A 23,079-nucleotide genomic window follows, 5' to 3' on the forward strand; every position below is an offset into this window, starting at 1 on the left:
GAAATATTTGATACCTACCAAAATAATGAATAGGAATTTTGTCGCACTGTTTTTTCTGATAATTAAGAAAACTCATTTTGTCCCTAAACAAAATTTGTTGGTGCGCAAAATTCAAATACACTAGAACACCCAAATAAATGAAATATCCTTTTTCATTGAGTATGAAGGTATGAAAAAAAGAATTCTTCCTACAAAATTTAGCTGATTAACATAAAGACATCTAAATTACTACCTTTATCGCCATCTATTGTTGACATCATATTTACCAACTAAAAAAAGAACCTATGAAGGGCTCTTTTTATTATAATCATTCAAATTTCAATTCTATCTTAATACTGAAATTTCCACACAAATTACATCTGCTTTTTGCTCTCAATTATTGAATTAATAATATAGCACATCAAATTTATTAATTCTTATCTCCAATTAGTTTAAATTAGTGAATAAAATTCAATCATATAAAAATAATAAATACAACTAATCGTTATATATTAAAGAGGTGTCAATTTTGTCCTTAAATGAAGAGACCTTAGAAACTAAGACAGATAAAACCATTGAAAGGATCCAAACAAGTAACTTAAAACAATTTAAAAATACACTAGATAATATCTTTGATATTAGTGCAGATTTAATTGAACATCCTTTGCAATTAAAAACAAACACGAATATTTTACTATATTATTTTGAAGGCCTTACAGATGGTGTTGCATTAAAAACCAATGTTGTTACACCATTATTACAAGAAGTAAATGAAGACAGTCAAATATTTAATTCTAATATTATTGCTACTCATACCAAAATAGTATATACATGGAATGAAATTAAAGAAGGATTACTTGAGGGGCAATGTGTACTGTTTATGGAGGGAGAAAAGCGTTCACTTCTAATAAATACAAAAGGCTGGGCAGAGAGAGCAATTCAAGAGCCAATTTCAGAAGTTACTATAAAAGGATCCCATGATGGATTTATTGAAAATGCCACAAAAAATATAGGCTTAATTCGTCGATATCTTCCTTCTGCAGAGTTAAAAATCAAAAAGCTGACGATTGGAGAACGAGCAACTTCTGTTGTTTATTTAATTTATTTAGGTGACGTTGCGAATGCAGATGTAGTTCAAGAAATAGAAAACAGAATCTGTAGAATTAAAACGGATGCGGTATTAAGCATTGGTGAACTATCTAATTTTACAAAGGATCAAAATTGGTCTCCTTTTCCACAGGCTTATTTAAGCGAACGCCCAGATGCTATTTCAAACCATATACTTGATGGAAAAGTAGCGGTGTTAATGGATAGATCCCCTGGCGCAATGATTGTTCCAATGAATTTAATTGGATTCTTTCAAACTCCAGATGATTATAATATTCATTGGCTCATTGCATCATTTTTTCGCTTATTACGATTTGCAGGATTTATTATAGCTATTTTTTTACCAGCATTTTATATAGCTATAGTCTCTTTTCACTTTGAAATCATTCCTATAGATTTATACACTTCTATTGCAACGTCAAGAGTCAAAGTCCCTTTCTCTCCCTTATTGGAAGCTTTTATAATGGAAATCACACTAGAAATGCTACGTGAAGCTGGTATTCGCTTACCACAACCAATTGGACAAACCATTGGAATAGTTGGAGGGATTGTAATTGGACAGGCGGCTGTTCAAGCTGGTCTTGTTAGTAACGTTATGGTTATTATCGTATCTATTACAGCCATTGCTTCATTTATTGTTTCTAATTATGATTTATCAAGTTCTATACGCCTTATTCGTTTTCCAATGATGTTATTGGCTTACTTTTATGGCATTGTAGGTATTGTTAGTGGATTAATGCTCTTATTTGCTCATTTTGTTTCACTAACTTCATATGGTTCACCATATGGATTGCCAATCGCGCCATTTCGTCTTCAAGAGTTAAAAGATTCTTTTGTAAGATTTCCTATTTCTATGCTTACCAGCCGTTCGAGTACAGGGCAGCCGAAACAAAGAAAGAAAAAAGAAGGTGGTTAACATGGGGAATCTTAAATTCAAAAATATAACTTTATTCGAATTTATTATTTTCATCCATTCGCTGCAACTTGCATCTGGTATGTTAATTATGCCAAGCCCACTTGCTACTACTGCTGGCACAGATGGCTGGATTTCAATCATTCTTGGATGGATGATTACTTCTATAATCGGTGTATTTATTATATTAATGTTACAAAAAAATCCCAACAAAAATTTCTCACAAATCTTAAAAACATACTTTGGTAAATGGCTAGGGACGATTCTTTTTCTTTTATATGCCTGTTATCTATTTTTTGCTGGCTTTAATACTTTACTAAAGGCAACTGACATTGTAAAAGTTTGGATATTCCCTTCCACTCCTGCTTATCAAATCACCATATTATTACTATTACCTTTTATTATTTTAGCTCTGAGTGGGTTAAGGGCTCTTACTAGTTATTCTATGCTTGTTTTCTTCTTCACTACTTGGATGCCACTATTTCTTCTTTTTTCACTAAAGAGTAACTACAACCCTTTACACCTACTACCTATTTTTAAAGAGGGATTATACCCTATTTTAAAGGCAACAAAAGAAACTATTACTCCTTATGCTGGCTTAGAAATTGCATATTATATATATCCTTTCTTACAAAAAAAACAAAAGGCCATAAAAGGACTACTAATAGCAAATACTGGAACCATGATTTTCTATCTATATGTGACTATTCTTTCTTATATATACTTTAGCCCCGAGGGGATAAAAGACGTGATTTGGCCCGTATTTCATTTGTTACAAGGGGTTCGTTTTTCTTTCATGGAACGATTAGAAATTATTTATATCGCTTACTATTTAATTGTATTCTCCACTACTTTATATCCGTATTTATTTTTCAGTTTTGAATCTATGACCATATCACTTCAAAAAAACGCCCAAAATTGGGCGCTGCTTGCTTTTATGTTATTTATAGTTGGGCTATTTATTTTCCTAAATCCCGATGTAGATCAATATTTGTTTATATATTCTCTTATGGATATCTTAAATGTCATTTTCTTTATTCTTTTACCAATCTTATTTTTCGCTTACAGTATTCTTTTTACTTGGGTTACTAGGAGGAAACAACTTTGATTCGAAAATGGATATGGATTGTAATTTGTTGTGTGTATATAATTGGTTGTAGTCAGAGAGTTCCTCTTGAGAAGGTTTCATTAATCCTTTTAATTGGCTTGGATAGAACCTCTAATGGAGACATAAAAGTTGGAACAAGCATACCACTCTTTCATCATAAGCAGCAAAAAAGTACTATAGAGCATTGGACACAAGCATCAACTGTATATAATGGATTCAGTAAGATAGATACGAAGTTAACGGGATATCTGACAGCTTCCAAAGCTCAAATCATTTTAATTGGGAAAAAATTAGCGCAAGAAGCAAACTGGTTGCAGGAGCTTGATTCTTCTTACCGTGATCCTTACGCTACCATTAATGCTAAAGTAGTACTTGTAGATGGGCCTGCAGAAGAAATTTTTAAAATTTATAAGCCTAGTAAACCATCACTATCATCTTATATAAATGGTGTAATCGAATCCTCAATTCAAAATAACCAATCCGTCTCTTCTACAATTCAGCAATTAATGAGAGAACAAAATGAAGATGGAATGACGCAAACTGTTCCAATTATCAAAAAAACAAAGAATGAAATCGACACAGTAGGAATTGCATTTTTAGATCGAAAAGGGAAATATTTAGCGTATATCCCTAAAAAAAATGTTAAATTTTTCAATCTTATAAATAAGCCAAAAAGTAACGGGCGAATGATATTACACCTTGCACTTCCTCCTAAAAATTCCAACAAAAAAACAAATACTTCTATCTTCGTACAGAACGCGACAAGGAAGGTAGTTGTTAATTTTCAAAACGGAAAGTTTGTATTTAATCTCGATATATATGCTAATGTAGCTTTAATAGAAAAAACCAATGCGAATTCAATTAAGGGACACTATGATAATAAAAAAAATATAAATAATTTAAAAAGTGCTATTCAAAAAGAAATTAATAATAATTTACAAAATATGTTGTATGAAATACAGCAGAATAAAATTGATCCAATCGGATTATCCCTATATGCTAGAGCATTTCAATATAAAGAGTGGAAAAAAGTAAAGGGAGATTGGTTGCAAGCGTTAGCAGAGGCTAAAATAAATGTAAAGACACACGTCAAAATAAAAGATACTGGGACCATTAGAAATTAGACTAGTCTATTCTTCTGCTTAAAATTATTTCTAAGTGGAATTTTTCATCTTCTATAATTATGATGTAAAAGATAATAACTCAAAGAAAAATCTACTGGTTAAATGCTAACCAATAGATTTTTTTATCTAAGGATTCTTTTAAAGGTACAACAATTTTACTGTAGTAATCAAGGACTGGTTTCTAATTTTAGTTACTGGAGAGTATAATCCCTACCAGCTTTCATCCCAATAGCAACTCAATGATATAACATTAAAGATATAATCCCTTAACTTAGGGATTTTGACTTTTCAAATTTATACCAATGTCTTAGTTCTATGTACTTTGATATATATGTCCACATCAATATGTTATTGCATCATATACTGAATAGATAATTTAAATTACTTTTAAAAAGGATGATGAGGATGAACCTAGATGATATACAAAAATCCTATGGCGTAATTGTAAGTTTAGGAGGATTGTGTCAAGTCACTAACCAAATCAAAAGGCACCATTTAAGAACATTTTCTGGACCTTTAGATTGGTTTTATTATCCATCACTTTCAGATGTAAACAGATTACTTCAAAATCGGTTTGAAAAATTTATGAAGTTGGAAAATATGGTCATAGAAGGTTCAGAAAGTTACGGTCTTATTGAATCAGAATTTGATAATCAAACTAAATGGGCAGAACGAATTACCTATTGTATAAAGGACACTTATTATAATTGTTTTTCAATGCATGACTTTCCTATTGACTCAGAAAAGGATTGGAAATCAACTTATCCTTCTTTTAAAGCTAAATTAGACACTAGAATTAATCGATTCCTTGAAAAAATAAATAGTAGTGAATCGATTTTATTCATTAGGATTTGGGGAAATCGAGATGAAGCGATTGAATTAAAAAACGTATTATCCAAAATTACAAATAAAGATTTTAATATTCTTATTGTCAATTTTAAGGAGGATATATCTAATATCGTTGAGCAAAATTGGAGAATATCAAGGGTTTGTTCAATTGAACTCCCACGTTATCAGGATAGATGGGAAGGTGATGATTCCGATTGGGATTATATTTTAAATAAAATAACATTAACTTAATACTTTTCTTCTTACTTTTAACATAATTTTTCCATTAAATTAAAATAGGTGTAGAGAAATAAAATTGCCAACTAATTGATACACACTTAATTAATAAACCGTTCATATAATAATTCATAAGTCCTTCTTTATTGAATAAATGGTTCTTTACAAAATTGATTCCATCACTAGAGCACCTTTATACGGTGCTCTTTTTTAAATTTGTAAAATCTACCATTCGATATTTGTTCACTTTTCCTTTAAATAGTTAATTTCCTTCTTAGATTTTTCATTATAAGCTTCTTCAATTCCCTTGATTCCCCTCCCCTTCTTTTATCTTATAAACAAGCAATTTCTTTCATTAGTATTAAATAAAAGAAAGCATTGATTTTAAAATAACCTAATTTACATAAGATTGAGAATAAACTACAGTGCGTATTCTTCACGTTTAATCAGCATTTGAATTATAAATCTAACATATATTTTTTAGTTGATTGTCATTATGGTACAACCGTGTATACATTTATCAAACAAACTACATAGTTTAAATTAGTAAAATATATAGAGAGGAAGGAAATAAATCTATGAAAGTCATAATTTTGTGTGGCGGAAAAGGGCTTCGGATGCAAGGAATTTTAGAGGACATTCCCAAACCATTAGTTCGAGTTCAAGGAAAGCCTCTCCTCTTGCATATAATGAATTGGTATAGAAAATATGGACATTCTGATTTCATTTTGCCCTTAGGATATAAAGGTGAGAAAATTAAAGAATATTTTATGGACTTTAGCTGGAAAGAGAATGACTTTAGTTTGAATTTTAAAACCAGTCAATATACGCTACTTCAGGAATTAGAAAATTGGAATATACACTTTATAGATACAGGAATTGATACAATGACCGGGGCAAGACTAAAAAAACTTGAATCCTTTGTACAGGGTGAAACCTTTTTATTAACTTATGGTGACGGATTAGCCAATATAGATATTGATCAACTAGTAGCATTCCATAAAGAAAAAGGAAAAATTGCTACATTAACTGGAATTAAAAAAAATAGTCAATACGGCCTATTGGCGGTCGAAGATGGAATTGCTATTGATTTTAAAGAAAAACCATTACTCGATGAAGTAATTAATGGCGGGTTTTTTGTATTTAACAAAGAAATATTCGATTATTTAAGTAATAATGATGATTGTGTTCTAGAAGAAGATCCTCTTCGAAATTTAATAAAAGACAATGAGCTCGCAGTCTATGAACACAATGACTTTTGGGCTAGTGTCGATACACCTAAAGATTTAAAAACTGTAAATGAAAGTTGGAATCCAAATAAATTTTAGTGGAGAGGACTGAATAAGCATTGAACTCTAATGATAAAAAAATAAGTTTACCTCGATTGTATATCCCCTCTAATGAGAAAATAGTTAACCCACTTTCAACAGGAATTAAAGCTTCAAATCTCTCCAAAAAAAATACTCAAAAAAGACATCCCCAATTCTATAATCAACAACATGATCTAAATAATCATTTCTGCGTCATTGTAGGTAGTGAGTATGTCTTGAAAATTATTGCTTTACAGCAATCACTAATGCAGTACTCAGAAAAATTCACATTGTGGATTTGTTGTATAGATCCTTTTGCATATTCACTATTAAAAGAAATGAGTTTAATTAATGTAAACCTTTTACAAGTTGAAGAATTAGAAGATCGTGAACTAAAAGCAATTAAGAGAAAAAGAAAAGTAAATGAATATTGTTGGACTTTAAAATCTGTCTTGATAGAATATTTATTGGTCAATTATGATTTACCATCTATTCTATATTGTGATGGTGATTTATGCTTTTTCTCTGACCCTAATATTATTTTTGAGGAATGGGGTGACCATTCTATTTTCCTAACCCCCCAAAGAGATCGTGATTGGGTAGAAAAAATGTATGGAAAATATCAGGCCGGTCTAATTGGATTTAAGAATGATCTCTATGGACTAAAAAGTGTAAGATGGTGGAAAAATAAATGTATAGATTGGTGCAGTGCCGAGGCTGAGGAGGGGAAATTTGGAGACCAAAAGTATTTAGATTATATCCCTATATATTTTCCGAAAGTAAAAATTTCAAATAACTTAGGTATAAATGCTGCGCCTTGGAACTGTATATATAATAACGATTATAAAATTGACAAGACTAAAAACGATGTATTTATTGAAAACGACAAACTAGTTGTTTACCATTTTGCATGTATTACTATCTTTACTGAAAATGATTTTGATCTTTGGTCTTTGGGAGAAATTTCAATACCCAATAATATATTAAACCATATTTACACTCCGTATTTAGAGAGAATTCAATTTGTTTTAAAGCAATTAAAGGATAAATTCAATAAAGATACTAAACAATTTTTAAGTAAAAAAGATATAAATAAAGCTCAAACTTTATATAAAGATTCACAATTAAGAAGAAAAATGAATCAATCCAATCATTTTATGAACTTTTCCATGATTATAAGTAAAGAACGATTAATTCAAGGATTGACCTCTTATTATTCCTTAGAAAATTTCAACGCTAAATTTACTGTATGGATCTGTTGTATGGATGATTTAACTTATCAAATATTAGAGAAATTAAAATTAAAGCACGCCATACTAATTCCAGTAAAAGAAATTGAAAATCATGAACTCCTCAGTATAAAAAATGATAGAAGTTTACAAGAATATTGTTGGACATTAAAAGCGCCCCTATGTCTACATGTCCTTAGTCTTTATCCGGAAGTTGATCACATTATATATTGTGATGCTGATATGTATTTCTTTACAGCACCTAATATCATTCTTGATGAGTGGTGGAAATACTCTGTATTCCTTTGCCCTCAAAGAAGCTCTACTGCAATTGAAAGCATACACGGTATATACCAAGCTGGTTTAGTAGGCTTCAAAAACGATCAAAATAGTAAAGAAATTTTAACATGGTGGAAAGATAAATGCCTAGAATATTGTAATAATCATTATGATGTTGAAATGAATAGATGGGGTGACCAAAAATATTTAAATCACATTCCTAACATCTTTTCTAATATAAAAATCATGACTCATAAAGGTATTGATGCAGCACCTTGGAATGTCATTTTAAATAGCAGTTCTATATCTAAAACAGATAATAAAGTTTTTATTGATCAAGATGAATTAATAGCTTTTCATTTTGGAAGTATGCAAATTATTAATCCAAACGAGTTCGATTTATGGAAACAAGAAACTTTAGAATTACCTCCAGCAGTTTTAGATTATATATACATTCCTTATATTGAACAATTGAACAAGACATGTCATACCCTTCATAATACTTTTCAAAAATCTCCCTCCTCTTTATTTGCTGACCAAATTGATACAACAACAATAAAAAATTATTTTAAATACCCCTCCCCTCATCACAATTAAGACTGATACTTTCCTTATTTAAAAATAAATCTATTTATTTCAGCAACTAAAAATACATCTTAATAAAGGATAGATTATCATTATGATTGCTTCATTTAAAAATAAAACTTTCCTTATTACTGGTGGATACGGTTTTATTGGTTCTCACTTGGCACGAAGACTTTTAAATTTACAAGCAAAAATTGTTCTTTTCATAAGAACACCATCAAACTCTTGGAGACTAAAGGATATTCTAAAATATATTGAAACCTATGAAATAGATATACGAGATAAAAAACAAGTACAAGATGCAATAAAGAAAATTAATCCCGATTATATCTTTCACCTGGCAGCCTATGGTGTAAATTCTGCCCATACAGATTACATCCATGCTATAGAAACAAATGTTATAGGGACTTGTAACATTATTCAAGCAGCAAAATTGGTGAATTGTAAAAAAATCATCAATTTTGGGAGTAGTTCTGAATACGGTAACAAGATGGAACCTATTCATGAAAATATGTTACTAACTCCTGTGGATATCTATGGAAGTACCAAAGCTGCTGCTACTATACTCGCCCATCAAATTGCTAGCGAAAACAATATTAATCTTATAACATTAAGACCTTTTGGCATATTCGGAGAAGGCGAAGAGCCGCATAAAATTTTTAGCTATATAATCTTGCGAGTATTACAAAACAAAGATGTAAATTTAACTTTATGTAATCAATTAAGAGATTATTGTTATATAGAAAATGTAATAGATGCCTGTATCCTAGCAGTAGAAAATACTACTGTACAAAATGAAATCTTTAATATTGGGAGCGGCACTATTCACCCCTTGAAACATTATGTAGAATTATTATTCAAACATTTGAAAACCAATTCCAGACCAAATTACGGTGCAATTTCCTCTAGAACAAATGAAAGATGGGTTCCTGAAGCAGATGTGCAAAAAATAAAAAACTCTCTTTCCTGGGAACCTAGAATTAGTATTGAAGAAGGAATTATAAAAACTGTTAATTGGTATAAAAATAATAAACATTTATACCTAACTCCCTAAAAATAGGGTACTAAAGGAGGTGGACTAATTGTTAAACCAAAACTTTAATAATGCTTTTTACGGAAAAACAATTTTAATTACTGGACATACTGGTTTTAAAGGTTCTTGGTTATCCCTATGGTTGAATGAATTAGGTGCTACTGTAATCGGATATTCATTAGATCCTAAAAATAAAAATGATAACTTTAACATTACTAACCTTCAAAATAATATAATTGATATTCGTGGAGACATTAGAGATTTTAATAAATTAAATAAGGTTTTTACAGATTATAAACCTGAAATTGTATTCCATTTAGCTGCCCAACCTCTAGTTAAGTATTCATATGAATATCCTAGAGAAACATACGAGGTAAACGTTGTAGGAACTATGAATGTACTAGAGGCAATTCGATTACATGAATCAGCTAAAATAGGAATTATGGTGACAAGTGACAAGTGCTATGAAAATAAAGAATGGCCTTGGGGTTATCGTGAAATTGACCCTATGGGCGGCCATGACATATATAGCTCAAGTAAAGGATGCTGCGAACTTTTAATTTCTTCCTATCGTAATTCTTACTTTTCAGAAGAAAAATTTTCTCACCACAAGAAAATAATTGCAAGCGTTCGAGCTGGTAATGTAATTGGTGGTGGTGATTGGTCAATAGATAGAATTATTCCTGATTGTATACGAGCATTAGAATCAAACAAAAAGATTATTATTAGAAACCCTACTGCTATTAGACCCTGGCAACATGTACTAGAACCCTTAAGCGGGTATTTACTCCTTACAGAAAAAATTATAAATAATGGTATCCTTTATTCAGGGGCATGGAACTTCGGGCCATCCCTAAGCAATATTGTTTCAGTAGAAAAATTAGTGACCCGTTTACTAGATATTTGGGGCTGCGGGGATTGGACAGCAGAAAATATAGGTCCAATAAATTTTCATGAAGCAAATTTACTAAACCTTGACATTAGCAAAGCAAAATTCAATCTTGATTGGCAGCCAAAATGGTCCCTACAACAGACTATAGAAAATACAATAGAGTGGTATAAACGTTATAATTCTTACACCAGTTCTGAGATGATAAATCTATGTATTAGCCAAATCAAACAATATTGCATGCTTTGAACTACTCCCACATGCTCATACTTGCTGTGAGTTCCTTATGGAGGGAGTCTTCTTGGTTAAAATAATAAAAGATACATTAATTTTTATAGTCTAAATTATAAACCTACTATACCTAAAATTATGTGATTGTCCATTAACAAAAATTTTATTTCTTCGGTTATTTCAAATCAACTATTGACATTATATTGAAGAATAAAGGAATCACGTATTTTTCTAGTGATTCCCTTGTTCTGAGAAAATAATGTCTTGCTTTAACGACAATACAGTATATGTGATTATTAATTTATTTGTTCTAGTTATGAAAAAATCTATTCCTGTCAAAAGAGCTTTCTTCAAAGAAAAACTTCCTTTTTTTCTACTTATCCTACTCGAAAAGTAAATAATGTTATTTTTCAGATAATTACATCTACTATTTATAGAATTACACTGAGCTTTAACAAGCTTATGCTTATATATTGATTCTCTTATTTATTATCACCAATGTTGATGAATTTATGCATAGCTTATTCTATACACAAATAGCTTTTTGAATTATCTTTTCAGAATAAATAAAGGAGACTTTCTCTTTTATGCACTTTCCCCTTACCATTCTTAAATTTCCCTTTAATCAACAATAAGAACAAATCTTCAATATAGTACATCTTCTTTGAACTACCCCCACTTTCACTTCGTTTAGAAGTGAGGGATTCCTAAGTAAAGAGTTCTATCGAACTCTAATTGATTAGGCTAACCCCGCAGGCCTTGCGGTTAGAAGCCTTATCGCTTCACTCTTTAGATTGATACTTGCGTTAATATCCCTATCATGGTGTGTACGACAAGAAGGACAGTCCCATTCACGTAGGTTTAGATTTTTAACGTCTTTATTTTGATATCCACAACAAGAACATAATTGGCTGGAAGCAAATGTTTTCGATACGACAATGACTTGTTTGCCATACCATTTTGCTTTGTATTCTAACATTGATCGAAATTGCAACCAAGATACCTCACTAATTGCTTTTGCTAACTTATGATTCTTTAACATATTCGATACTTGCAAATTCTCTATACCGATAACATCGTGGTTTTTGATGATTTCAGTTGAAATTTTGTCCAAGTAATCTTTTCTAGTATTTGATATGTATTCATGAATTCTAGCTACCTTTACTCGTTGTTTATTCCAGCGAGAAGATCCTTTCATTCTTCTAGAAAGAACACGCTGTGCTTTCGCCAACTTATCTTCTAATGATCGGAAAAATTTCGGATTTTCATAGTGTGTTCCATCTGACAAAATAGCGAAATCTTTTAGTCCTACATCTATTCCAATGTAAGAATGTGTTTTCGGAAGTTCTTGTACTTCTGTTTCAACTAATAGTGACACAAAATATCTACCAGAAGGGTTCTGTCTAACTGTAGCATTTACAATACGCCCCTCTACTTCGCGACTTTTGGCAAATCGAACAAGGCCTAGTTTCGGCAACTTTATTTTGTTCCCTACAACGGCAATGTTTTCATTTGTTTGTTTTGTGGTATAAGATTGTACGTTGTTCTTCTTAGATTTAAAGCGCGGTGCGCTGTTTTGTTTTTTGAAAAAGCGCGTATAAGCATCTGCAAGGTTGCGAACAGACGACTGAATCGCAATACTATCCACTTCTTTTAGCCAAACAAGCTCTTTCTTCATGGCAGGTAGTTTGGCAGAGCATATACCATAGGTCAAGCCTTTTCCTGTCTCTTTGTATGCGTGATCCCATAAGGATAGAAAATGATTGAATACAAAGCGAGAACACCCAATCGTTTTGTTGATTAGAATTGCTTGTGCTTGATTTGGATAGATACGAAACTTATAGGCTTTATTAATCATTATTTGATTCACCTCCATTTCGGTATATGACTATTATATACCAAACATACATTCGATAGATAGTAGAGTAATACTTTCTATATGTCGAACAATTAAGATGGCTTCCTGCCATCTCTTGTTCGAGGCCAATTCATCTCCCACCTACTCACTGGACTGTGACCCTTCACGCTCCTTGAGGAAGGAGTCTTCTTGGCTAAAATGATAAAATAAAACAAAACCATACGTAAGATAATTTTACTATTACAAATAATGACATAGTCTGTTTCACCTTTTACATTATCTAAAAAAGAACTTGTAGGAATTCTTACAAGTTCTTTTTTATTTCCTTTATTCTCTTCTTATTTACATACGCAAGATTTATACATTTGGTGGTGATACATACTATATTTATCCGATAAAATAATCTAAAAATTAACACATAATTGATCGTTTTAAGAAAAAGAAATTTCATAAATCTTCAATCACAGTTTCTTAGTTCACCTGATAAAACGTATAAAGACTCCTATCATCTTTTGATAATTTTTGGATGTTTTATTCTAAGTACATTCGACAATAATTGATTATTTTCTGAATTTTCTTGAAAAAGTTGTAAAATCATACTATTTTTTCTTCTATTTTGCTATGATAGTTACAATTAAATTGGATTAGGATATTTCTATAAGATGGGGGCGTATATTATGAGTGTCTCAATAAAAGGAAATGAGCAGTTAACCTCTCTATTGAACGACTGGTATCGATCTATGCTATCTCAACAAGTTATAAAAGCTACTAATCTAAAAAAGAAAATTGATGAAAAAATCAGCAAATTAAGTACTGAGCCAAATCAAGAACATCAAGATCAAAATTTGTTACTATATTACTCACTACTTGAATTCCGTTACAATGTCTTAACAGATAGCCTTGGTATTCAACAAAATAGTTTTGATACTATTAGCGATTATGATATGCCTACAGATCAATTTCTACAATTCTATTATCATTTTTTCAAATCCATTCATTCCACTTTTATATCAAATTATACTGAGGCAGAGGAACATTATAAACTAGCAGAAAAAATATTGATAGCTATACCAGATGAAATTGAACACGCCGAATTTTACTATAGAATTGCTACTTTCTATCACCATACCTATAACAATCTCGCTTCTATCGAATACGCAAATAAATCGAGAGCAATCTTTTCAAAGTATGAAGGTTATGAAGTAAAAACAGCCTTTTGTAATAGTTTGCTAGGTGGCTGCTGCATCTATTTAAAACAGTACGAACAAGCAGAAGAATATCTACATTGTGCAATTGATTTACTACAAAAAAATAGGGAAGAAGATTCCTTGTTATACGTAAAAAATACTATGGGGTGGCTGTATTCTGATCAAAGTATGTCTACTTTAGCTATTCGTCACCTTTCAGAAGTAACAGAGAAAATCCCTACACACTTCAAGGCCATCTTCCTACAAGCTAAGGAACATTATAAGTTAGGAGAACAATCAACGGCCAGCCAACTCATTGATAAGGGACTACAAATTTGCAGAGAAATTCATAACGAAGAATACACACACCACTTCTCTATTTTAAAAAGATTAAACGAAAATATTCCATTGGAAGAATTAGAAAAAATCATTCAAGAAGGAATCTTATACTTTGAGGAAGAAGAATTATGGGAATATGTTGTCGAATACGCTGAATTATTCGCCACAAAATGTAGACAATTAGAGAACTACCAAAAGGTAAGTGACTATTTCCATATTTGTTATCAGGCAAGACAAAAATCAATCGCAAAAGGAGTGTTAAAATAATGAAAAAAATTAGCTTATTATTATCAGGCATTGCTTTTATTGGGGTATTAACGGTGGGAATTTTTCAGTTTTCTAAAACAGATCAGCTTGCTACTCATGGTCATTATCCTACTCCTTCATATAGTGTTGGCGATTATGGTGGTGCACCACCACAAATTTAATGTAACTGTATTTAAAAACCCTCCAAATGGAGGGTTTTTAAATGGCTTTTCTGCCTGTTCAATACGCATAGCGAGTACATATTATACTTATTTACTATGCATTTCCACTCTGTAACAAGATTCTAGCATTCTCTCCTAGAATCTCAACTTAAATCTTAAATCCACCAATTAACTCTTGAAGTTCTTCTGCCATCTGTGCTAATTGTATTGCTGAAGAATTTATCTCTTCCATTGAAGCATGTTGTTCCTCAGATGAACCAGCTATCGTTTGCATACTTGAAGAATTCTCTTTTACAGCCATAGCTATTTGATCAATCGATGTATCGACTTTCATTGCATCAGTAGTCATTGTATTAGATAGCTCCACCATACCATGCACTTTTGACACTATATCATTTGCAGATTTTGAAATCTCATAAAAACTTTGTTTTGTATCGTTCGCAACTTTAATTCCCGACTGTACCTCTACTCCCACTTCATTCATAGCTTTTACAGTCTCATGTACGTCTGCTTGTATTTCCTTAATTAAGCTTCCAATTTCCATCGAAGATTCGGATGATTGCTCTGCTAGCTTCCTAACTTCATCTGCAACAATTGCAAACCCTCGCCCCTGTTCTCCTGCTCTAGCTGCTTCAATTGCTGCATTCAATGCTAATAAATTTGTTTGTTCCGCAATATTTTGAATCGCTTCTAATATACTTCCAATTTGTTGCGATTTCTTATCTAATAATTTTATTACATTATCGGATTGAGAAACAGAGTGATGGATAGACTGCATTTGTGTTACAGTTTGTTCTACTAATTGTTCACCTTCATTGGCTTTTTGTTTTGTGTATATGGATGAAGCCGATACTTCAGATGCATTCTCAGCTACATATTGAATATTTCGTGTTACCTCACCAATTAATTCAGCTCCAGACTCAACTTCATTATTTTGAACCTCTGCACTATTCGAGATCTCTTCCATCTCTTTTGTAATTTGTTCCGTCGCAACGCTTGCTTGTTCTACACTAGCAGTTAGTTCCTCAGAAGACGCAGCTACATGTCCTGCAGATGTGTTAATTTGAGAAATAATATTACGTAACGACTCTGCCATTGTATTGAAACTACCGCCTAATTGACCAAGTTCATCCTTTGAACGAATATCTATTTTCTCGGTTAAATCTCCCTGACTAATTCTTTGTGCCGAAATAACTAATTGTCTTAGTGGATTAATAATAGATCTAAGTATGAATAAAATTACAATTCCACCTAACAATAATGAAGCCCCTATTATAGTGAGCGTTTTATAAAAAATAGGATTGGTAGCTTCTTCAATTTCTTTCGTAGGCATTACGCCAGCTATTTTCCAACCTGTTTTTTTGTTTGTCTTAAAGCTTATGTTTCGATCTTCCCCATTAAGGCTATAAGTAATTACGTCATCTTCTTTTTTGTACAGTTCATCCGCTAAAGTTTTCTCTAATTTCTCTCCTGGCTTTAGTGATGGATGAACAACTATTGTTTTATCTTGACTGACTATAGATACAAATCCTTGCTTTCCAATTTTAATCATTTTGGATGTTTTTACTATATCTTTAATATTCAAATCTACGCCAATGACACCACTTTTATCTGCATTTTGCTTTGCAATTGCTATTACCATATTTCCTGTAGACTTTGATTTATATGGAGATGAAACAATAATCTCTCCATTTGCTTTTACTGCATCCTTATACCAACTGCTTTCTAACGGATTAAACCCTTCTGGTATTTTTCCAACAGGTGCATGAATAAATTGATTGTTACTGGATGCCGTATAAATCGTTTCTATCTCTGGATGTAACTGTATATATTGATCAAATTTACTCTGTACATTTTGCGATTGTTCAGGATTATAATCCCCTTGTGTGAGTACCTTTGCAAAATGAGAGACATCTGTTTGCTTATTTTCTAATTCATCATCAACAATCTTATCTAAAATACTTATATTATCTTGTGCTGATTGTAAAATTGTTTCATTAAGATCTGTTTTTGCTTTATTATAAGATGATATTCCTACGATTAGACTTGGTATAATTAATATTGCTATAAATGCCATAGACAACTTCGTTTTAAGCTTTATTTGTCCCAATCTTTCTTTTATATTAAACACTAGATACTTCTCCCTTTCACTTTTACTACTGATATAGTTTATTTAAATTTTTCTCCTTTATTTTTTCTACATATATTTACAGTACCATTCGAAATGAAACCCCTATTAAATCCTATCATCTCAACTTCCTTATTTAACGATTTAAATTTCACAGGCAGCGTTTTATCTATCCTCCTTTCGAATATGTTATCTTTCCATATTCAGCAATTCTAAAACTACGAATTGTTCCCAATAAAATGGATGAAACATAACCTTCATTTAACAGATATTATTTGACCTTGATTGGATAAAAATTTTAATTTAGCGCTATTCAAATCGGATGAAGTCTTTACCATAATAAATTCTCTAAAAAATAACTACATAAATTTATTCTTTGTATGATTATGTTTAACAGCCTTTGAACCATTCTAAATGCATCACACTATTCATGAATCATTTACTACGGCCGATTTTGTTGTAAGAGATAACTAAACCATAAATTCTATATAAAAGAATAAAATAAATTGGAGAAATTCATTGTAACACGTATACATAAGTAATAGATATAAAATCCGATAATATATTATTACCTTATAATAAATAAATAATTCAGTATAAACTGTATTTTAGTTCTATAGAAGAATCTTCCCCTATATGCAATATTACATATAATCTACCTTATGTAGTTTGTTATACTATGCATGTGGATTTTTCATCCAAAAATCCACCCAAACGCATATTTATGTATATGCCACCCTAATTGATGAAAGTGAGAAGAATGTTTATCATTTTTCTCACTTTTTTATTTAGGTTCTGTTAATATTGTATTAAATAAGGGAAGACACCTTAGAGTTGGTGCTTCCCTTATTTGTTGATTATTCAAATCTAAAATAGGTATTTTCTAAACCTATTCTTTGCTTTAATGTTCTGCCCAAAGCATAATTATTTGGTAATTCTTTTTCAATGACACAAATAATATAACCTGCTTTTCCTGTTGTTAAATTAGTTAATTGTAAGTAGTTATTGTTGTCGTAGATATAAGAAATAATATATTCATAGAAATTATTTTCTTTGTCTTCTCTATTCATATCAACATTGTACAACCTAACTCTTGCTCCTGCCCAAATTTCCTCATCATCATCAACATTACTTAAAAGCATCCATTTCGAGTTATCCAATATTTCACCCTTTTCTTTAATTCGTTCCTACACCATATTCAAGGTATGCTAAATTATCCTTGTCTGATGAATATCTATTTATCTTTTCATATAGAGTAAACAAAATCTCTACTCATAATTTTTTCTTTGTTAGGCAAACTATATCTAAGCCGTTTGAACTAGCGGCTTCACTCTTCTGGTAATGGGATAGCACAATTTATTGAATTGACTAACTCATTCAACCCACTGGCACCGGCAGGCAACAAAATAGTTGTCTGCCATCTTCATGTATACTTTTTCTAATTTCATTACAAACCAAATGTGTGTTGTACTAATTTCAAAAAGGACGGAATTTCATTTTTGAAAATATAAAAAAGACAAGGTCCTGTCTACTTTTTGTATAGGACTTTTTCTTCTCACATATACTATTTTTGAACCTGTTACCAATACGTGTCCTAATGGTGTCTTGAATTCCTCCTAAAAAGGGCTGCAGATACGAGTGCATGCCCTTTTATTTAAATTGCTACTCTATCTTCGATAAAATAATTAAAAACTCAAATGCAATATTACATATTTTTTCAGTTAGGATTATATTAAGATTTACTTCATAGTCGAATTATGGTTTCCTATCTAATTCAGCAATATGTGAACTGTTTACCTAAAGAAAAGGCATCCAAAAGGTGTCTTTTCTTCTTTTAATCTAAAAAACATTTTGCCTTTTCAGTAAGATCCAATTATCCCTCTAACCTAAACCTCATAATTAAAGGCAATTTAATCATGGTACTCAAGAGTTTTCATCCATTTCAATATACCTATAGCTTAATTTAAAATCACATTTCCAGCACTATATTTGCTTTCCTACAGATTTTCTGTCTTGTTCTTAATTCTGTCAAAATCCTCATGTAGCTATACAAAGAATATATGCTATTATGATTTTAAGAAACTATGCGTTCCCTTAACCCTGTATCCGGCCCTGTATTTATTACAGGGTCTTTGTTTATTTTATTTAATACACATCCAATTTCAGTTAAAATTGTTTAAATGCTAATTAATTTTTGAAATGATATAACTATAAGCTCTTTTAGCAAATAAAATATAATATTAGACATATTTAACCAACTTGGGGCTATTATTAATTTTCTAAATATGCACTTCATTAACACTACACAAATAGTGTTAACTATCTTAATTGAATATTAGTAATAGTAAGTATAAATATTATCAATTTACTATATATTACATTTATGTAAAAATAGACGTATGTTAATCTTATTCAAAATCTTTCCCCTAATAAAGATTTGAAGTAGCATTTCATGATTCTCCTTACTGTTAATATGCCCTGGAAAAGAACCCTATAGGGTTCTTTTTCTTTTCATTATAACCTCAGTAAGTCCTTATTTAACATGCAAAAAGGACTGCTAATTATTTGCAGCCCTTTTACACGTTAATATACACTTGTATTACATGCTTAAAACTTTATTGTATTAGGTATTTATACCAACTAAACATGCCATTATCATTTAGATATATAACACTTCAAAGTTTAGAAGTATACAATAACAAATCTTTCCCAGCTTCCAGCTACATAACTAGTAGCTGTTAATTCTCTACCACCATTTGCTGATATATATCTACCATTACTTAGTGCTTGTAATACATATATCCTATTATCCCCACCATTATATAAGATAAATTTTTCCCATGCCCCAATTGATGTACGATCTGCTACTACTCTACCATTTGGCTCAAACGAAACATACTTCCCATTACTTTTAGCTTTTAAAGCGTACGTATATAATTCCCCCGTCGGAATTAATTCAAATTTCTCCCATTCATTAACTGCATTACGATTTGCTATTACATTTCCCAAAGGCTCAGCAGAAACATATTGTAAATTTGCTGCCTGTATAGCAACTGTCCAACTTCCATTAAATAAATTCACGCCTTTTAGTGAACCTGCTTTTGATAGATTGGCTGCCGATACATCATTCGATGGTGTAATCATCAATATCATTAAAACCATCGGCAACATCATTAAAACTAACTTTTTTGAGATTGTATTACCACTTGCACATGTTATGAACCTCTTCATTCCCATTCCTCCCTTAATATACATAGAACTCATATACATCATATCAAATTTGTAAAATATTGTAATAAAAGAGAGGGTTTATCAATAAATACCTTACTATTCTGTTTCTTTTTTCTCAAATCTATAACACTTAAACATGTATCAATTCTCAAGCACATTTTTAAAATTTTTTCCCCCTGATAAACAAATGTAGCAGTTGATGGCAAGGAGAGTATATACAAAAGAGAGAGTATTTTCATTTCACTTTTCTTTAAATAAAAGCCAAATAGCCGTTCATAATGAACGACTATTTGCATCTAACTAATAATTAGAAGGTTCTTCATGTTAATCTATTTTGTTTAATCCCGTTGAAGTAACTTGATAGGTTCTTTTTTTGCCTATATATTCTTGTTTATTATTCTCAAGGTTAATAAGTGTAGCGCGTGTCTTTTCCTTTACTGCTTCCCCTTCTATATGGGTAATCTCAATGTAATCTCCCGCTTTTACGGGCACCTTTTGGATTTCAGCAGTTTGTTGTCTATTTCCCACTATTTCCTTATTATACACAACACTACCGGTCGAATTCTTTACTGTAATACTTGCATACGTATTATTAAAGTAAGAATGTGGTACGCCTGCTTCTAAATTCACCTGCATTTTCTCTGTTGTCCTATTATAATCAACTTTTGCGATTTCTCTATCACTATATCCTTTTAATGACCACCCAAAATGATTTCCATCTAAAACCGTTGTTTCTGGCATTTCTTCTACTTTCTTCAAGCCTTCTGTTGTAACTTCGTACATGACTTTTTTTCCAAAGCTTTCTTGTTTACTGCTGTCTACATTTATTAAAGTAGCTCTATGCACACCTTCTAGGTGTGTCAACTCAATATAATCTCCTACTTTAACTGGAACTTTTTGCGATTCAGCATTTTGTTGTTTGTTTCCATAAATGTCTTTATTGTATACTACTTTCCCTGTTGCATTTTGTACTTTAATACTCGCATACGTTTCATTAAAATAATGATGCGGTACGCCTGCTTTTAAGTCGATTTGCATTTCTTCTGTCGACTTATTAAAATTAACTTTTGCAAACTCGAAATCACTAATTCCTTTTAGTGACCATGCAAATTGATTTCCATCTAAAATTGTAGCTTCGGGCATTTTTTCTGCTTTCTTCAGACCTTCCTTTGTAACTTGGTATATTGCTTTTTTTCCAAAGCTTTCTTGTTTACTATTACCTACATTTGTTAAAGTAGCTCTATGAATACCTTCTAGATGTGTTAATTCAATATAGTCTCCTACTTTGACTGGAACTCTTTGTGATTCAGCATTTTGTTGTTTGTTTCCATAAATGTCTTTATTGTATACTACTTTTCCTGTTGCACTTTGTACTTTAATACTCGCATACGTTTCATTAAAATAATGATGCGGTACGCCTGATTTTAAGTCGATTTGCATTTCTTCCGTTGACTTATTGAAATTAATTTTTGCAAACTCAAATTCACTAATTCCTTTTAGTGACCATGCAAACTGGTTTCCTTCTAAAATACTAGAAGAGTTCGGGATATCTGAATTAAAACCTAAGTTATCTAATATAGATTTTAGATCAGGTAAAACACCTATTCTATCATTCCACGGATCTTGAGATTTTGTTCCTGTATTCGGATTACTTAAGATATTTCTTAATTCGGCTGGTGTATAAGGAGAACCTCGATGTTCTTTAGCAATACCTTGAATCGAAGTTGCTGCTCCAGCAATAATTGGTGAAGCACTTGATGTTCCACTAAATGTTGATGTATATAAATTTGTAGTATTTTGACTTGAATTTGCTGATGTTGTATCAACATTTTCTCCCCATCCATATACATCTAATCGACTTCCATAATTTGAAAACCATAAACGTTTATGTGGAACAGTTGATGATCCCGCCCCAACCATAATAGCACCTGAATCCTTGAAGTCTGGACTATTTCGATTTAAGATCTTTTTTCCATTACGATCTTTAAAATTATCTAAGTCGTTTGAACCATTTGCGCCAGCTTCTATAATAATAATCCCTTTATCTGCACCAACACGAATTGCATCAAAAATATCTGGATGTACTTCTACAGGTAAATATTTATCCCCATACCCATCATACGAAGCTTGTGCCTCTAATAAAAGAATATCTCCCGCTTGTAAATTATGTACAGCACTTAAAATAGCATCCGCAGTATTATAAATTCCATTATCCCTAATCTGGGATATTACTTTTACATTTGCTTTTGGTGCAATTCCAATATTTCCAATTTGATTATCTTCAGATGAAACAATTCCTAATACAGAAGTACCATGAGCTCTATGCTGGCTTATATTTTGTCCCGACATAAGCTTAATATTTTTATTGACTAAATCCTCATGGTTCAATAACCATCCATATTCCATATCCACAAAAGTTGTATCCTTCCCATCACCACCTTTAATGCTCCAAGCATGCGAGGCATTAATTCCCTTTGGTGCCGCTTCAAGATATCCTTGATTTTTAAATCTAGGATCATCGTACGGATTAACAGATAAATCTGATAACTGTATTTCAGGGGGTGTCAAAATTTGTTTTTCTTGTATATAAGCCTCCTCTACGAGAGGAGATGTTTCAAATTTTTTCAGTAATAATTCTATTTCTATGTTATTAGGGGCTTGTACAATATAATAATTTAATAAATTATTAGCTGATTCATTAGCAACTGATTTAGATTGTACTGATAACTTTTCAATCTCTATCGGATTTACAGATGAGAACAGACGATTCAAAGTAAGTTCTGTATTTTCGGAAAATAACTTCTTTAAATTGTTATCATAATCTCCATTTTTTATTCGTTTTTCAATACCATCTTCATAAGGTAAATCAATTTGATTTTTAAACTTTACAATTAATCTTTCTTCCTGTGAATCTCTTTCTTTGTATGTGACATTATAAGATTCAGCGTAAACTTTATTATGAATACTATCATTTTGTAGGATTAGATCTGTTCCTACAAATGTGGTCATTGCAATTGATGAAATTAGAAACCCTTTGAATATGTTCATACTATACC

General features: G+C 31.3%; 15 protein-coding genes. 10 read left to right on the top strand and 5 right to left on the bottom strand.

Annotated elements, in window-relative coordinates; translation table 11 throughout:
• Positions 1-508: 508 nt before the first annotated feature.
• The 8 genes from ACS2FK_RS20695 to rfbG all read left to right on the top strand — a co-directional run bounded on the left by ACS2FK_RS20695 (position 509) and on the right by rfbG (position 10,870).
• Complete coding sequence (locus ACS2FK_RS20695) at positions 509-2,002, top strand: spore germination protein (protein WP_063548242.1); 1,494 nt, start codon at positions 509-511, stop codon at positions 2,000-2,002.
• Between the two features lies 1 nt (position 2,003).
• On the top strand, positions 2,004-3,107 hold the full coding sequence (locus ACS2FK_RS20700) for a GerAB/ArcD/ProY family transporter (protein WP_063548244.1): 1,104 nt from the start codon (positions 2,004-2,006) through the stop codon (positions 3,105-3,107).
• Entirely contained in the window at positions 3,104-4,231 is a 1,128-nt protein-coding gene (locus ACS2FK_RS20705; RefSeq protein WP_063548246.1) for a Ger(x)C family spore germination protein, read from the top strand. Before ACS2FK_RS20700 ends, ACS2FK_RS20705 begins: the two co-directional genes overlap by 4 nt.
• A 405-nt stretch (positions 4,232-4,636) precedes the next feature.
• A complete protein-coding gene (locus ACS2FK_RS20710) occupies positions 4,637-5,311 on the top strand; it encodes a papain-like cysteine peptidase (protein WP_063548248.1) in 675 nt (224 codons plus the stop codon).
• 563 nt (positions 5,312-5,874) lie between these two features.
• A complete protein-coding gene (locus tag ACS2FK_RS20715) occupies positions 5,875-6,624 on the top strand; it encodes a sugar phosphate nucleotidyltransferase (protein ID WP_023522663.1) in 750 nt (249 codons plus the stop codon).
• A gap of 20 nt (positions 6,625-6,644) precedes the next feature.
• Positions 6,645-8,711, top strand: coding sequence for a hypothetical protein (locus tag ACS2FK_RS20720; protein WP_016512476.1), 2,067 nt, complete (start codon positions 6,645-6,647; stop codon positions 8,709-8,711).
• Between the two features lie 82 nt (positions 8,712-8,793).
• Entirely contained in the window at positions 8,794-9,753 is a 960-nt protein-coding gene (locus tag ACS2FK_RS20725) for an NAD-dependent epimerase/dehydratase family protein (RefSeq protein WP_023522665.1), read from the top strand.
• Positions 9,754-9,781: 28 nt separating this feature from the next.
• Positions 9,782-10,870, top strand: coding sequence for a CDP-glucose 4,6-dehydratase (rfbG, locus tag ACS2FK_RS20730; RefSeq protein ID WP_023522666.1), 1,089 nt, complete (start codon positions 9,782-9,784; stop codon positions 10,868-10,870).
• A 721-nt stretch (positions 10,871-11,591) separates the two neighbouring features.
• Here the strand turns inward: rfbG and tnpB are convergent.
• The gene (gene tnpB, locus ACS2FK_RS20735; protein ID WP_063548250.1) at positions 11,592-12,710 is read right to left on the bottom strand and encodes an IS200/IS605 family element RNA-guided endonuclease TnpB; all 1,119 of its coding nucleotides are present in this window, start codon (positions 12,708-12,710) and stop codon (positions 11,592-11,594) included.
• A gap of 677 nt (positions 12,711-13,387) precedes the next feature.
• On the opposite strand from tnpB, the gene ACS2FK_RS20740 reads away from it, so the two are divergent.
• The gene (locus ACS2FK_RS20740; protein ID WP_063548252.1) at positions 13,388-14,503 is read left to right on the top strand and encodes a tetratricopeptide repeat protein; all 1,116 of its coding nucleotides are present in this window, start codon (positions 13,388-13,390) and stop codon (positions 14,501-14,503) included.
• Positions 14,503-14,664, top strand: coding sequence for a transcriptional regulator (locus ACS2FK_RS20745; protein ID WP_023522667.1), 162 nt, complete (start codon positions 14,503-14,505; stop codon positions 14,662-14,664). Before ACS2FK_RS20740 ends, ACS2FK_RS20745 begins: the two co-directional genes overlap by 1 nt.
• A gap of 148 nt (positions 14,665-14,812) precedes the next feature.
• On the opposite strand, the gene ACS2FK_RS20750 is transcribed toward ACS2FK_RS20745, so the two are convergent.
• The 4 genes from ACS2FK_RS20750 to ACS2FK_RS20765 all read right to left on the bottom strand — a co-directional run bounded on the left by ACS2FK_RS20750 (position 14,813) and on the right by ACS2FK_RS20765 (position 23,071).
• Positions 14,813-16,795, bottom strand: a complete 1,983-nt coding sequence (locus ACS2FK_RS20750) for a methyl-accepting chemotaxis protein (RefSeq protein ID WP_023522668.1) — start codon at positions 16,793-16,795, stop codon at positions 14,813-14,815.
• 854 nt (positions 16,796-17,649) lie between these two features.
• Complete coding sequence (locus ACS2FK_RS20755; protein ID WP_063549352.1) at positions 17,650-17,934, bottom strand: hypothetical protein; 285 nt, start codon at positions 17,932-17,934, stop codon at positions 17,650-17,652.
• A gap of 1,540 nt (positions 17,935-19,474) precedes the next feature.
• Positions 19,475-20,023, bottom strand: coding sequence for a fascin domain-containing protein (locus ACS2FK_RS20760; protein WP_000819406.1), 549 nt, complete (start codon positions 20,021-20,023; stop codon positions 19,475-19,477).
• A 324-nt stretch (positions 20,024-20,347) separates the two neighbouring features.
• Positions 20,348-23,071: a putative mucin/carbohydrate-binding domain-containing protein gene (locus tag ACS2FK_RS20765; RefSeq protein WP_063548254.1), complete on the bottom strand. Its 2,724-nt coding sequence runs from the start codon at positions 23,069-23,071 to the stop codon at positions 20,348-20,350.
• Positions 23,072-23,079 lie beyond the last annotated feature (8 nt).

The sequence above is a fragment of the Bacillus cereus group sp. BceL220 genome (assembly GCF_051776965.1).
GTDB classification, from domain to species: domain Bacteria; phylum Bacillota; class Bacilli; order Bacillales; family Bacillaceae_G; genus Bacillus_A; species Bacillus_A cereus.